The following is a 14,964-nucleotide window of genomic DNA, read 5'->3' on the forward strand; positions in this document are numbered from 1 at the left end:
ATTCTTATACTGACATCTCTGACTCACTCACTAGACTATATCTTAGGCCAAAGGTGTATTGTCCATAGCAACATACCCGAAAGCTAAACCCAATAAATAAGCCCAAAAACTAAGGTTTAATAGCTAAGTATTTAGGAGAAATACAGTGAGCGTCGTTTTTCAATTGTTATCCAGCCCCAAATGTTATTCCAAACATGCGGTTTTATTCTTTTGCTTTTCTTTATTGGTGCTCAGTGGCTGCTCTGAAGACACAGTAATAAAGTTTTATGAAGAGGACGAAGTCTTGGTGTATATCTCAACGGGTGAGATCCAATGTCAATTTGAAGGTCATTCAATTGAAGTGAGTAAAGGCTATTTAATCGGTGGTGGTATACAAGTAAATGAAGAGTACTGCGGTTATACATCACAACAATATATTACCGTCTGTGGCGCCGGTACTTCTGACATTCATGTTTTTGAAATTGATAAACAGCATTTAAATAAAGCAGAGAATCTGGGGTTTAGCGCAGTAAATAACCTTGAAGGTGGCTGGCAACAAGCTGAATGCCCAGAGTAGTAACTGGAATGACTAGAGCCGTAACCGGACTACCCTGAGCTATAACTCACAGTAACAGACCAGTTCTGCGACTGAGTGACTAATTCAGGACAAACATGCTAAGTGACGAGAAAGAAAAAGGCCCAAGCGGGCCTTTGTCATGTTTGGGTGTTTCAGATACTTTGCAAAGACGTCCTGCTAGGCATTTCGTCTAGGTATCTGTTTCATCAATGAGATTAGAAAAGGGTATATATGAAGGTCGCTAGCGCACTTTGTTGAGTTGCAACAACCAAGCCGCCTAATAACGCCAAGATAACGATAACGGGCAATAACCAAATTTTCTTACGGACTCTTAAAAACGCCCACAGATCAGACATAAACTCTAACATTAAAAAGGGTACTCCAAACTTTGTTTATCTGATTTTGCCTCAGGCTGACGATAATTAGAAGTGCCTTTGGGTTTGTTTTTGTATTGTAATTTTCCAAATAGTTTTAGGACGATACCCAATGGAAAAAGCATTAAATAAAAGCACACGCCTAAAATGATTCTCGTATTGATCCAACCAATGACACCTGCAATGCTCATCCATCCTTTGTAAGGGTAAAACAAGCCTGATGGCCAAAGTAAGTAGCCTAGACCAAGAACAGCCGACACTACCAAAGGCCAGAGCTGATAATGGTAACTAAACAACCAAGGCAGTATCAGTGAGAAAAACAATGGAAACGCCCACATCATGGTCAGCGCAAATTGTTTGAGTTGTTTTGTATCTTGTTTCGTTAAATTATTCATGACTAATCCATTTCAAATTCAATGCTTTTAGCCGCATCGATTGCGCTTTGAGGCTGTTTTGTTTTTGCCAAGATAATGTCATTCATTACTAGGTAGTCCATTTCTGTTGCTAAAAAGCAACGAATGGCATCAGCCGGAGAGCAAACCGGAGGTTCACCACGGACATTAAAAGACGTATTGACCACGACACTACAGCCCGAACGTTTTTTGAACGCGGAGATGAGTTGATAAAACTCTGGGTTGGTTTGCTCGTGTACGGTTTGAACACGGGCCGAATAATCAACGTGAGTGACGGCTGGAATATTTGAGCGAACTTGATTCAGTTTATCGATACCAAAACAGTTGGCGTCTGTTTGTTTTCTGAGGTTGGGCTGTACGTCAGCGACCATTAACATATATGGACTCGGCACCTTGTGTTCAAAATAGTCATTCACATCTTCCGCTAAGACTGCAGGTGCAAATGGTCTGAATGACTCACGATATTTAATTTTTAGATTCATCACTGACTGCATTTGAGTATTTCGAGGATCGCCAATTATGCTTCGGTTACCCAAAGCTCGAGGTCCAAATTCCATCCGCCCCTGAAACCAGCCAATGACGTTGCCTTGCTCAATTAGCTCTGCAACTGTGTCGAATTTGTTCGAGTTTTGAGTTTGTTCAGATGAGCTTGGTACATTTTTATTTAAACCTTCGTCTAACCAACTGGCGACTAAACCTTGGTTTTCAACTTCAGCCAAAATTTCTTCATTGCTGTATTGTGGCCCTAAGTAGCCGCCTTTCATGTCATCGACGCCGTTATATTCTACTTCCGAAGCATCTACCGGCCTTGCACGAGAGCCGTCAAAATAATGGTGGTAGGCCGTTAATGCAGCTCCAAGTGAACCGCCCGCATCGCCGGCCGCTGGTTGAATCCAGATGTTTTTGTATGGTCCCTCGCGCAGCAACCTACCATTAGCAACACAATTAAGCGCAACACCACCGGCCAAGCACAAGTTGTCAGAAGGGACTAAGGTGTGGAGGTGTTTAACGATTTTAAGAACAATCTCTTCAGTCACAACTTGTATCGAGCGAGCTAAATCCATTTGTTTTTGGCTAACCTCAGCGCTTTCACTATGTCTAGGGCCACCAAATAGTTTATCAAACCGCTCGTTAGTCATTGTGCTACCAACGGCAAAGTCAAAGTAGTCCATGTTGAGATCGAAGCTTCCGTCTTCGTGCAAAGTCACTAAGTTTTCGAAAATAGTGTTGACGTATTTAGGTTCGCCGTAAGGCGCCAAACCCATTAATTTATATTCACCAGAGTTGACCTTAAAGCCACAGTAGTATGTAAAGGCAGAGTATAAAAGCCCAAGAGAATGAGGAAATTGAATTTCCCATTTGGCATCGAGCTTATTGCCTTTTCCCTGCCAAGCCGTTGATGTTGCCCACTCACCAACACCATCTAAACAGAGAACTGCAGCTTCTTCATAGGGCGATGGAAAAAACGCACTAGCCGCATGAGATAAGTGGTGTTGGCTAAATAACAGTTTGGGTAATTTGAGTAGTTTAGGATCTTCATTGCCTTCAGGATCTATTAGACTGCGAAATTCTCGACGCAATACAGTTTTAAGGTACAGTTTTTCTTTAAGCCAAATAGGCATTGCGCGTATGAATGATTTGATACCTCGGGGGGCATTCGCCATGTAGGTTTCGAGAAGGCGTTCAAATTTGAGAAGAGGTTTGTCATAAAAAATAATGGCATCAAGGGCATCTAGAGTCAGATTTGCTTCTTGAAGACAATATTGAATCGCCTGGGTGGGAAAACTAGGGTCGTGTTTTTTACGAGTGAAGCGTTCTTCTTGGGCGGCGGCGACAATTGCACCGTCGATAATTAACGCTGCGGCGCTGTCGTGGTAATACGCTGAAATCCCCAAAATTCGATGAGCCATTTCTACTACAATCCTTTTCTCAAAATCTAGATTTATTCTAACGGGCAAAGCCACTTGAGTCACTGCAATTAGGCAACAAAAAGAGGATTATTTTTAGACTCTGACATATTGATTCTGAGGGCCGGGAAGCGATTGATTAAATGCCTTTACCTGTTATTATCGGATTAGAAAATTATAAAAATAATAATAAAACCAAAAGCAGTAATTTGAGCATGGAACAGTCCCATCAGAATCAATCTGAAACGAATAAAGTACCCAGAAAAGCAAGGCCTCTGTTTTACTTCATCGCGATTATATTGCCCTTTGTTATCTTGGCATCGATTGAATGGAGTCTCCGTCTAATTGGAATTGGAAAAGTGCCTGAGGTGTTTGTTGAGGCACCTATTTCAGATGATTATTTAATGCCAAATCCTGATTTGGTTCAGCGTTATTTTTCACACCCCGAATTGGCGGCAAATGTCAGCCCTGATACTGTTTATTTTCAAAAGCACAAACCGAAAGATACCTATCGCATCGTAATTCAAGGCGGCTCGACTGCTGCCGGTTTTCCATTTGGCCGATTCGGCTCTCTGCAAGGCATGTTGGAGCAGCGCTTAAAAGCAACGTATCCCGATGCAAAGTTTGAAATTATTAATACTGCGATGGCCGCGGTAAATACATTTACGCTCATTGATATTCAGGATGAAATATTGGCATTAGAACCGGATGCTGTGCTCATTTATACGGGCCACAATGAATATTTAGGTATCCTTGGCGCAGGCTCTGTATTTGGCACTTCTCTTTCTGAGCAGGCTAGTTATGGGGCGACACTTCTCTATTTAAAGCTTAAAAAGTTACACCTTTTTAATGCATTAGAACACGCCTATGCAAGTTGGGTTCTCGTGCCTAAAAAACAAGTTATAGCCAGTACGGCAAAGACAACAGAGTCAGTTCCGGTTTTAAATGACGCTAATAAAAACCGCTCCGCGAACTTGGAGTCTGCGCGCAAAATGCACTCAGCTAGCGAGAGTGCCTCAGAGAGTATAAATCTCTCAGCGCGCACTACAATGGCGAAGGCGGCTCAAGGTCAAGCTATTGAGATTGACTCGGCCACCTATAAACAAGGGTTAATGCAGTATCAGCAAAACTTATCTATGTTGCTCGACAACTATCAAAAGGCCAATGTACCTGTTTTTATTGGCAACTTGGTGAGTATAGAAAAAGGGCTGGCACCGTTTTCAAGTGTTGCGCAAAATGACCCAGCGGGCCAAGCATACAAAGAGGCTGAGCAATACTTCGAACAGCGTCAGTTTGCGAAGGCGAAGACGTCATTTGTTAAGGCCAAAGATTTAGATTTAATGCGATTTAGAGCACCGTCTGACTTCAATGAGATAGTTGAGTCACTAGTGGAAGAGGCTAACCTTCAAGCGCCTAATTCTGTGCAATTGGTGAATGTCGAAAGTGCATTTAGACAAAATAGTAAGTTTGGAGTTTTGGATACAGAGTTGTTTTATGAACATGTTCATCCAAACAAAAAAGGCTACTTTTTACTCGCTGATGCGTTTTTTGATTCTTTGACTCGTCTTTTGCCTTTTGAGGCTGTATCAGCATCGAGGATACAGTCGAATAAAGAGGCTTATTCTTGGGCACCTGTCACTGAATTAGCTGATGCCTTTGCGACGTTAAAAATTCACCAATTAACAAAAGACTATCCGTTCGTTCAAGGTAACAAGGTGCTGTTAGAATCACCTTTTAAAGTCAAAGAAAATGGGATGATTTCATTAGATTTACCTAAAGAAGTCGATGAGCTATTGATTAAACGCACCAGAGGTGAAAGTTGGTGGTCACTACAAAAACAGTTATTACAATATTACCTGAAAAACAAGCAGATAAAGTCAGCGGCTATCGTCGCAGGTATTATGGCTGATGCTATGGTGGTCTCTGATGAAGCTCATCAGGTGGCAGCGCGATACTTTCGTCAAATCGGCGCATTAGAGATGGCGCGTTTTCACCAGCAAAAGGCGCTAGAAATACAGCCAGAAAATATTGATTACCTACTTAATTTGGCGTTTGACTTGTTTATGGTTGGGCGTACTAACCAGAGTTTGGAAGCGCTAAAAGAAGCGCAACGCATTAATGAGAGAAAGACCTCGTCTAAACAACAAAGTTATCGACAACGTATTGAGTTCTTTATCAATAAAGTCAGCAATGCAAACACAACAGTGAACTAGGAAAAATCATCATGAGTCGTAACCGTTTTTTTTACGTTATCGCTATTTTATTGCCATTTGTATTGTTGGCTGGACTCGAGGGGCTGTTGCGCTTAGTTGGTTATGGTCAAACTGTACCGCTGTTCATAACTAACCCTCAAGCACCCGAGTATACATTGCCAAGACCGGACGTGGTGAGCCGATATTTTGCTGACCCGAGTGCTGGTCCAAATGTCACCATAGAAACCAACTTCTTTTTAACTGAAAAACCTCAGAACGGTTTGCGCTTGTTTGTGCAAGGTGGCTCAACGGCGGCCGGTTTTCCGTATGGATATGGTGCTTCTATTGCTGGCTTGTTGGATTACCGAATCAAACAAAGTTTGCCCGAGCGTGAAGTTGAAGTGATCAATACAGCACTCTCTGCAGTGAACAGTTACACCTTGTTAGATTTTGCCGATGAAATCATAGAGCAGCAGCCAGACGCTGTGCTGATATACGCGGGACACAATGAGTTTTTGGGGATCATGGGGGTAGGTTCAACGTACTCAGCCTTTAACTCAAGACCCGCCAACTTATTGTTTTTAAAATTTAAAGATCTACGCCTATTTCAGTTGTTTCAACGCACTTTACACACACTTAAAACGTCCTTGGGCAGCTCTGATGAAGCGGCATTAGCGAAAGCCGGTGCACGTCAATCGCAGACTGTGATGGCAAAAGTTGCCAAACACAAAAACATCGATACCAAACATCCGTTGTTTGAAGCAGGACTAGAACAATTTGAAGGTAATATGGAGCTGTTACTCGCTAAGTATGAAGCGCACGGTATTCCAGTTTTTATAAGTACTATTGCAAGTAATTTGGCCGACCAACCGCCATTTGAGTCTAATAGCGTGGACGATGAATTTTTCGCCACTCTCAACACGTTGAAGGAAGCTGAGTCTCAATCATACAGTACGTTTCGCAAAGTGGCGTTAAAGTTAAAGCAAGATTCAAGGTTAGCCAGCCTCGAGCAGCATGCACATCAAACCTCGAGTGCAGAAGCCTTTTATTACGTTGGTAAAGCCTATTTAGCGTTAGGTGCTCAAGAACAAGCAAACGCCAACTTAGAGCTTGCCAAACAGCACGATCTATTGCGTTTTAGAGCGCCAGTAGAAATCAATCAAATCATTCGACGACTGGCCAAACTGCCAGGTGTTACGCTTGTTGATTCTGAGTCTCAACTACAACAGGCGGCCAAAAATGGGGTTATTGGTAATGACCTCATGTTGGAGCATTTGCACCCTAATGTTCAAGGTTATTTTGAAATATCGGAAGCGTTTTATCAGGTGCTAGCCAAGTCATCAGAAATTGCTGAATTTACATCAATAGTTTCTAAAAAAGCCGCGGCTAAAGATATCCCATTATTTCGTTCGGAAGAATACAAAGGAGAGGCCACGATTAAATTTTTGATGTCGGACTATCCTTTCACTGACACGCCTCAGATTGCGTCGCTGCCACCTGCAATGAATTGGCCTGATAGACTAGGACTTGATTATTATCGGAAAAAAGCGACATGGCTCGATATTGCCCAGAAAAACTTAGATGTCGCACTTCGGAAGAAGGATACCCAAACCGTCATTAAAGCCGCAAAGCTAATTTCTGATGCGATTCCTTACCATCCTGAGTTTGCGTTTAGAGCAGGTAATTATTTGATTCAAGCACAACAAGCGAAACAAGCCCCACGTTATCTAAAACGCGTGTTGCGCCATGAACCAAATAACCTAAACGCTAAGTTGGCGCTTGCTCACGCCTATTCGTTAACGAACCAATTAGAACTAGCCGAATTTTGGCTACTAGAAGCGAAAAAACAAGATCCGAACAATCAAGTCGTAAAAGATAACCTCGTGCCGTTACAAAAAGCGATTGGTCGCAAATAGAGGAACTTACATACGTATTCAACAGATAGTTGAGCTCGTTCTTTTTATAGTAAGACGGATAAAAAATAATAAAAGCTCACTATCAATAGGAAATACTATGCAAGATAAATCATGGCTTACTAAGTCACTGATTGCTTCGTCTATGGCTGTTGCGCTAACAGCGTGTGGCGGTGGCGGCAGTGACGAAGCTCCAGACACGGGTCTCAATTGTACCGCACCTCAAGTCCCTAATAATGCCGGAACGGCATGTGTAAACCCTCCCGCTCAACAAGAGAATCGAGCACCTTCTATTACTTCTGCAAACTCAATGTCAGTTGAAGAAGGCACGGAGAATGGAACAGAAGTCTACAAAGCGTCAGCAACTGATGAAGACGGTGATGACTTAACTTGGTCAATTGTTGACTCGAGCAATGTATTTTCTATTGACGCAAGTAGTGGCAGCATTATTGTGGCTGATACGACTAAATTGGTTGCTGCTGACTTGGCCGACTTAGCGATTTCTATTACCGTAACGGATAATGGTAGCCCGGCTCTTAGTGACTCAATAGAGATTGACGTTGATGTAATTGCATCGGTTGCCGATACGCCAGATGAGCCTGACACACCGGAAATTGAACCGCCTGTAGTAAAACCGTCTGCGACTCAAGGTGCGGTTTTCTACTTACGTGCAGATGGTGAATATGATGGCTTTGCTTTACACGCATGGAATAACGAAAACTGTGATGGCTACGCCGATTTTGAAAGTGGTGCTGGTACTGAATGGACAGCAGGCTTAGAACCGGACGGTATTGATCCGAATTACGGTGCATATTGGCTGTTTGATACCAAAGCAGATGCCGAATGTACCAACTTCATTGTTCACAAAGGCGATGAAAAAGATCCTGGTGATGACCAAAAACTATCACTAACAAATGACCGTTGGGCCTTTGTTGTCTCAGGTCTTGGTGTATTTACGACACCGGAAGAAGTCTTTGCTGAGCCGCCAGTCGCGGTAAAAGATGCCGCTGCACATTGGGTTGGAAGCAACACGATTTTATTTAATGGCAGCGCCGATAAATTAAAGCTAGTTTGGTCATTAAATGGTGATTTAGACGAGCTGATTAGCGCAAATCAGGAAGCGGCAATTACCAGCGAAAATAGCATTGAGCTCACTAGTTCAACGTTAGACTCTGAGCTTGCGGCAAAAGTCCCTCATTTGACAAGCTGGGATGCGTATGGGTTTGATTTAACTCAAGCTGATCTTTCTACGCTAGTAAAAAGCCAATTGGTATTAGTGACTTATGATGCAAACGATGAGTTAACCAGCGCAACGTTAGTTCAAAATCAAAAAGCCTTAGATGATATTTACACTTCGGGAACAAATGACGCAGATGAAGTAACTGACCTAGGTATTAGTTATGACGCAGAAGGCAATATCACAGTTAAAGTGTGGGCACCAACAGCTCAGTCTCTTAACCTAAAAGTCTACAATACCGATAAATCAAGCGTTGCTACTCATCCAATGACGGAAGACAGTGATACGGGTGTTTGGTCATTTACAACTAGTGAAACTCAAGACTACGACCGTTTGTATTACCGTTTTGAGCCTACAGTTTACCATCCGGTAACGAAAGCGGTTGAAACAACAGAAGCGACAGACCCATATTCTGTAAACACATCAACGAATGGTCGCTATTCACAATTTGTAAATATGACAGATGCGGATTTATACCCAGCTGGTTGGGTAGGTCACACTGTTCCTACTGTTGACTACATTGAACAAGGTGTTTTCTTAGAAGGTCATATTCGCGACTTCAGTATTCGTGATGAAACCACGCTTGAAGCGAACAGAGGCAAATACAAAGCCTTTACTGAGACATCAAGTAATGCGGCTCAATATCTACAAGCAATGGCAGACGCAGGTGTTACGCACTTCCATATGCTACCTGCAAATGACATTGCGACAATTAATGAAGATGAAGCAAATCAAATCAATCTGACAAGTACCGTATCTGAGCTTTGTGCGGTTCGTTCATCAGCGCCAGTTTGTGGTGTTGAAGATGGTTCTGCAACGTTAGAGTCAGTTCTTGCAAGCTATAACCCGTCAAGTAATGAAGCGCGCGACTTAGTTCTTAGCTTTAAAGACTTAGACGGCTTTAACTGGGGGTATGACCCACACCACTTCAATACAGTTGAAGGTAGCTACTCTTCAAACCCTGAAGGAACAGCGCGTATTCTAGAGTTTAGAGAGATGGTACAGGCGCTTCATGAAAAAGGTTTACGAGTCATTCACGATGTTGTCTACAACCACACAAGCTCATCTGGTTTGTATGACAATTCTGTCTTCGACAAACTTGTACCGGGTTACTACCACAGATACAACGAAGTAACGGGCGAAATCGAGCGTTCAACATGTTGTGAAAATACCGCAACCGAAAATCGCATGATGGGTAAATTTGTAATCGATTCTTTGGTGTTCTGGACAGAACATTACGGTATGGACGGATTCCGTTTTGACGTAATGGGTCACATGCCAAAAGACGTGATCTTAGGTGGACGTAATGCAGTTGCACAAATCGACCCAGATACTTATTTCTATGGTGAAGGTTGGAACTGGGGTGAAGTTGAAAACAATCGCCTGTTTGAACAAGCCACTCAGTACAACTTAGCAGGTAGCGAAGTTGGTACCTTTAATGACCGTCCACGCGATACAATTCGCAATCAAGCCTTATCGACATCAAGTGCTGATTTAACAGGAACAGACCACATTCGTTTGGGCCTTGCCGGCACATTACAAAACTATGTTCTAACGGATAAATCAGGCAACGAAAAACAAGGGAAGAACTTCTCACAATCTTCTTATGCCTTAGACCCAGCAGATATCATCAACTACGTGTCTAAGCACGATAACGAAACTCTGTATGATTATCTGCAATATAATTTCAGTGCAGATACAACAGCAGAGGTTCGTGCGCGTATTCACAACTTATCAGCTGCAATTCCGGTATTGAGTCAAGGTATGCCGTTCTTCCAATTGGGCGTTGATAAAATGCGTTCAAAATCAATGGATCGCAACACGTATGACTCAGGAGACTGGTTCAACCATATCGACTATACAGATGCCACAAACAACTGGAATGTCGGTTACCCAATCGAACGCAGTGACAGTTATGCAACAAGCCAGTCTGACAACATCAATGCACAGGTGTCGATGACAGACATTCAGCTATCAAGTGCTGTGTTTAAAGAGTTCTTGAAAATTCGAAGCGAATCTAAGCTATTCAGCTTAACGACAGAGGCGCAAGTAATGGAGCGTGTTGGTTTCCATAATACGGGCGAAGGTCAAACGCCAGGCTTGATTGTCATGAGTATTGACGATGGTGCGGCGGTCACTGATCTTGACCCTAATTACGACGCGATTGTGGTTGTTATCAACGGTACTGATGCACAACTAAGCCACTCGGTTAAAACTGCGTCAGGGTTTACATTACACCCTGTCCAACAGACGTCAGCAGATTCCGTTGTACAAACGTCATCGTTTAGTGAAGATGCGACACATGGAACGTTCACCGTACCAGCACATACTGTTGCGGTATTTGTTCAGGCTCAAAGTGGTGGTCAAGGCTCTGGCTTAGGCCCTGATGTAGACCGAGTGATCTCACCTTACGGTGACACGGTTGTCGGTCTTGAAGGATTAGTCGCAGATAGCTTTGACAGTTTTACCTACGATAACCGTGGTAATTATGAAGCTAGCGTGACACTTCAACCAGGTACTTACGAGTTCAACTTAGGTGATGTTGCACTAACGGAAGTTAACTTAGGGTTTGCTGACGTTAGTATTGATGCTGAGTCGATTAGCATTGTTGAAGGAAGCACTGATAACTTTGCAATTACCCTGACGCAAGCGGCTTCATACAAGGTTAATCTTAATGTTGAGCAAGCAACGCCAGTGTTAAAAGTTACTTTGGGTAACTTGTTGGTGAGCTGTGCATTGCCAGACTCAACCGAAGCAGCTCCTTTTGTAGCTGAAGGTGACGGTCATTTATACGTGAGAGGTGATCACTCTGGTTGGAATGCTGAGGCCGATTACAAGATGACATATAAAGGCAATAACCAGTACCAAGTGGTTGCTGATTTCAGCGGTGACATGCAGTTTAAGCTTGCGTCGAGCGACGGTAGCTGGACTACCCAATTATGGGCACAAGATGGTTCGGGTAGTATTTTACAAACACCATTAGTCGTTGGTACCGAATATGATGTTGCGTATAACAACGCTGGTACAGATAACAATTCAGCGTCGTTAGCGGCAGGGACATATAGCTTCTTACTAACCTTAAATGAAGCAGATCCTGCACAAGGCTCTAACGTGGGTACATTATTGATTCAACAATGTGAGTAATCACTCAGCTGAATCTTTTTAAACTAAGGAAAGGTCATACGAGAGTATGGCCTTTTTGTTTTTATCGTAGGTAAATTAAGGTAGACTCGCAAAACTGTTAAACAAGTTTGGAAGTAGCGATGTCCGCTTTACTTCTTTGTGGTTTCCGATCTATTTATCAGCTTGTTTACCATACAAGTTTAAATAAGAAATTTTGCTAGCAAGCTTCACGTATGAGTTAATAACGATTTATGACTGACCAAACACCCAACTCACAATCAGCGCCGAACAAGCCAACCAACAATACCTTTTTAGAACTTATCTTTAATATTGTTGTGCCGTCTCTTATCTTGATGAAACTCTCCGGTGATGAATACCTTGGTACGGTGAACGGATTAATTGTCGCGCTGGCCTTTCCGATTGGTTATGGCATTTACGATTTTGCAAAACAACGCACGTTCAATTTTATATCCCTGCTAGGCTTTTTGAGTACGCTGCTGACCGGCATGATTGGTCTTTTTGAATTAGGACCAGATTGGCTAGCCATTAAAGAAGCGGCTATTCCAGCGGTGATTGGTCTGGTCGTGTTAGTGTCTGGTTTTACTGGTAAACCGTTACTCGCCAAACTCATGCTAAACCCTGTGATGTTTAATCTAAACCTCATTTATGACACCTTGGCCCAGCGAAATCAAACGAATACCTTTAAAGCCAAAATCAATCGTGCAAACCATTTATTAGCCTCTACTTTTGTTTTTTCTGCATCTGCGAATTACATACTTGCCAAAATGATTGTGACCAGTCCTGCAGGTACTGTTGAATTTAATGAGCAACTCGGTGAGATGACCCTACTGAGTTATCCAGTAATTGCTATCCCTTCTTTGGTGATGTTGATTGCCATAATGGTTTACGTCGTTAAAACCATTACCCAACTAACCGGCTTGACCTTTGAACAGGTCCTAAACCAAGAGTAAGTCACCAAACCTACTGAATACGTATGTTTTAACGTTAGAAAACACCGAATTCAAGTCTAAATAGTTGTCATTGTTACAGTTAGCTAGTTAACCTAGAAGGTTAACAATACCCAGTATAAATCGACACAGTTGGGGTTTTTCGAAAAGAAAACCCAACTTGCGAATCGAACGAATAAATCAAGGGAATGGCTATGTCAAAATCAACGAAAGCGGTGCATAAGTTACAATCAACGCGAAAGGTACAAGCAGCGATAAAGGTAAAAAAGGCGATTACCTGCCTCGTCACTCAACTTTTCTGTTTTGCCTTAATATCACTGGGCGCAACCGCGAACGCCAATCCAATTAAGCATTTGGAACCGGCTAATTGGTGGGCACAAATGGCTTCAAACCAGTTGCAGTTAATGGTTCATGGAGACGACATTAGTCAATACAGTGTCTCTGTAAAAGACGGTACTGGAATCACTGTCCAATCGGTTCAGACCACCGACAATCCAAATTACTTATTCGTTAATTTAATACTCGCTGATGACGTCAAGCCAGGTGACTACACGTTAGAGTTTAGCCATTCAGACAAAACAAGCTTTAGTCATCAATATCCAATTTATCAACGCCAGGCAGGTAGTGCACAGCGCCGTGGCTTTGATGCCTCAGATGTTATTTATCTCATTACCCCAGACAGATTTGTCAATGGCGATTTGAGTAACGATGAAGTTACGTCTATGAAAGAGGGCATTAATCGTTCTCATCCTGGTGGCCGTCACGGTGGTGACATCCAAGGTATTATTCAGCGCCTCGATTATATTTCTGATATGGGGTTCACCCAAATGTGGTTAAATCCAGTTCTAGAAAACAACATGCCTACCTACTCATATCATGGGTACAGTACCACCGACTACTATCAAGTGGACCCAAGGTATGGTGATAACGAACTTTATATTTCTTTGGCAAAACAAGCGAAAGAAAAAGGAGTTGGACTCATAAAAGATGTGATCCTAAATCACATTGGTTCTGAGCACTGGTGGATGAAGGACATGCCCGCTTCAGATTGGATAAATAATGGTGGTAAATTTGTTGGAACAACTCACTTACGTGAAGCCATTCACGATCCGTATGCTGCGGAAGTAGACAAGAAAGGTTTTGCAGATGGCTGGTTTGTACCGACCATGCCTGACCTTAACCAGCGCAATCCGTTTTTGGCTACATACCTAATACAAAATAGCATTTGGTGGATCGAGACAGCTCATTTGTCCGGTATTCGACTTGATACTTATTCCTACCCGGATAAAGCGTTTTTGTCTGACTGGAATGCGCGTATTATTGAAGAATATCCAAACTTCACCGTAGTAGGTGAAGAATGGACCCTAAATCCAGCGATAACCGCTTATTGGCAACGCGGTTCAAAACGTCATGACGACTACGACTCACAATTGCCAAGTGTTTTCGATTTTGCGTTGCAGGACGCTATTGTAAAAAGCTTAACGAGTAAAGAAGCATGGAATTCGGGTTGGATCACCACATACACATCGCTTGCCAATGACTTTCTTTTTGGTGACCCAACTAAGTTAGTGACCTTCCCTGATAATCACGATATGTCTCGTATCTATTCTGTTTTGGGTGAAGATGCTGCATTGACAAGAATGGCTTTGACCTTTTTTGCCACCACACGTGGTATCCCTCAGTATTATTACGGCACCGAAATTCTATTACCGGGTTTAGACGATCACGGCGTGATCAGAACCGACTTCCCAGGCGGATGGCCGTCAGACACCGTCAATGCCTTTACCGGTAAAGGCTTAACCGCCGAGCAACAGAACACGCAATCTATGCTTAAAAAACTACTTAACTGGCGTAAAACCAGCCCTGCAATTACGCGAGGTAATCTCATTCATTACGCCAGAGAAAATGGCACGTACACTTACTTTAGATACGAAGGCGATTTATCAGTTGATAATACTAAGCCGCTGGTCATGGTCGTGATGAACAAAAATGAAGAAGCGGCAGAACTATCACTCGACCGTTTTACTCAGGTACTACAAAATCGTCAGTTTGTGGTGAGAGATGTTTTGAATAACAAGTCTTTTAAATTAACAAATTCGTTAACAATTCCGGCAAAAACAGCGGCGGTATTTGAGTTAGTTCCGAATAACTAATATTAGTCGTTACTGTCATCTAAGGTGATGCCACTGACGGTTGTCACCTTGTATATCTGTAACAGGCCGAACGTAAAAGGTTAAAACGATGGATCTCAGTTTTATGAATAAATTGAACACTTTTCTAA

9 protein-coding genes are annotated in these 14,964 nt (G+C 42.6%); 6 read left to right on the top strand and 3 right to left on the bottom strand.

All coding sequences use genetic code 11. The annotated features are described in order from the left end of the window. Window positions 1-145: 145 nt before the first annotated feature. A complete protein-coding gene (locus tag AC4E96_RS01525) occupies window positions 146-556 on the top strand; it encodes a hypothetical protein (RefSeq protein ID WP_490254692.1) in 411 nt (136 codons plus the stop codon). 215 nt (window positions 557-771) lie between these two features. Here the strand turns inward: AC4E96_RS01525 and AC4E96_RS01530 are convergent, their stop codons facing one another. The 3 genes from AC4E96_RS01530 to AC4E96_RS01540 are packed head-to-tail and all read right to left on the bottom strand — an operon-like array spanning window position 772 to window position 3,253. After that, complete coding sequence (locus AC4E96_RS01530; protein WP_332874931.1) at window positions 772-924, bottom strand: DUF5989 family protein; 153 nt, start codon at window positions 922-924, stop codon at window positions 772-774. After that, on the bottom strand, window positions 924-1,325 hold the full coding sequence (locus AC4E96_RS01535; protein WP_490254693.1) for an SxtJ family membrane protein: 402 nt from the start codon (window positions 1,323-1,325) through the stop codon (window positions 924-926). The genes AC4E96_RS01530 and AC4E96_RS01535 overlap by 1 nt, the downstream gene beginning before the upstream one ends. Before the next feature lie 2 nt (window positions 1,326-1,327). Next, the gene (locus AC4E96_RS01540; RefSeq protein ID WP_490254694.1) at window positions 1,328-3,253 is read right to left on the bottom strand and encodes a carbamoyltransferase family protein; all 1,926 of its coding nucleotides are present in this window, start codon (window positions 3,251-3,253) and stop codon (window positions 1,328-1,330) included. A 140-nt stretch (window positions 3,254-3,393) separates the two neighbouring features. Between AC4E96_RS01540 and AC4E96_RS01545 the strand changes: the two genes are divergently transcribed. From AC4E96_RS01545 to AC4E96_RS01565, 5 genes are all read left to right on the top strand, one after another. Next, window positions 3,394-5,463 (top strand): SGNH/GDSL hydrolase family protein, encoded by a 2,070-nt coding sequence (locus tag AC4E96_RS01545; RefSeq protein ID WP_490254695.1) that lies wholly within the window; start codon window positions 3,394-3,396, stop codon window positions 5,461-5,463. Window positions 5,464-5,474: 11 nt separating this feature from the next. Then, window positions 5,475-7,358: an SGNH/GDSL hydrolase family protein gene (locus tag AC4E96_RS01550; protein ID WP_490254696.1), complete on the top strand. Its 1,884-nt coding sequence runs from the start codon at window positions 5,475-5,477 to the stop codon at window positions 7,356-7,358. A gap of 97 nt (window positions 7,359-7,455) precedes the next feature. Then, entirely contained in the window at window positions 7,456-11,736 is a 4,281-nt protein-coding gene (locus tag AC4E96_RS01555) for an alpha-1,6-glucosidase domain-containing protein (protein WP_490254697.1), read from the top strand. Between the two features lie 230 nt (window positions 11,737-11,966). Beyond that, window positions 11,967-12,686 (top strand): VC0807 family protein, encoded by a 720-nt coding sequence (locus tag AC4E96_RS01560; protein ID WP_488033937.1) that lies wholly within the window; start codon window positions 11,967-11,969, stop codon window positions 12,684-12,686. Between the two features lie 191 nt (window positions 12,687-12,877). Continuing rightward, the gene (locus AC4E96_RS01565) at window positions 12,878-14,836 is read left to right on the top strand and encodes a glycoside hydrolase family 13 protein (protein ID WP_490254698.1); all 1,959 of its coding nucleotides are present in this window, start codon (window positions 12,878-12,880) and stop codon (window positions 14,834-14,836) included. Window positions 14,837-14,964 lie beyond the last annotated feature (128 nt).

The organism is Psychrosphaera sp., assembly GCF_982872775.1.

Bases quoted from the DNA above. Each gene is read 5' to 3' on its own strand.
- AC4E96_RS01535 (WP_490254693.1), bottom strand. From the start codon at position 1,325: ATGAATAATTTAACGAAACAAGATACAAAACAACTCAAACAATTTGCG.
- AC4E96_RS01565 (WP_490254698.1), top strand. From the start codon at position 12,878: ATGTCAAAATCAACGAAAGCGGTGCATAAGTTACAATCAACGCGAAAG.
- AC4E96_RS01555 (WP_490254697.1), top strand. From the start codon at position 7,456: ATGCAAGATAAATCATGGCTTACTAAGTCACTGATTGCTTCGTCTATG.
- AC4E96_RS01540 (WP_490254694.1), bottom strand. From the start codon at position 3,253: ATGGCTCATCGAATTTTGGGGATTTCAGCGTATTACCACGACAGCGCC.
- AC4E96_RS01550 (WP_490254696.1), top strand. From the start codon at position 5,475: ATGAGTCGTAACCGTTTTTTTTACGTTATCGCTATTTTATTGCCATTT.
- AC4E96_RS01560 (WP_488033937.1), top strand. From the start codon at position 11,967: ATGACTGACCAAACACCCAACTCACAATCAGCGCCGAACAAGCCAACC.
- AC4E96_RS01545 (WP_490254695.1), top strand. From the start codon at position 3,394: ATGCCTTTACCTGTTATTATCGGATTAGAAAATTATAAAAATAATAAT.
- AC4E96_RS01530 (WP_332874931.1), bottom strand. From the start codon at position 924: ATGTTAGAGTTTATGTCTGATCTGTGGGCGTTTTTAAGAGTCCGTAAG.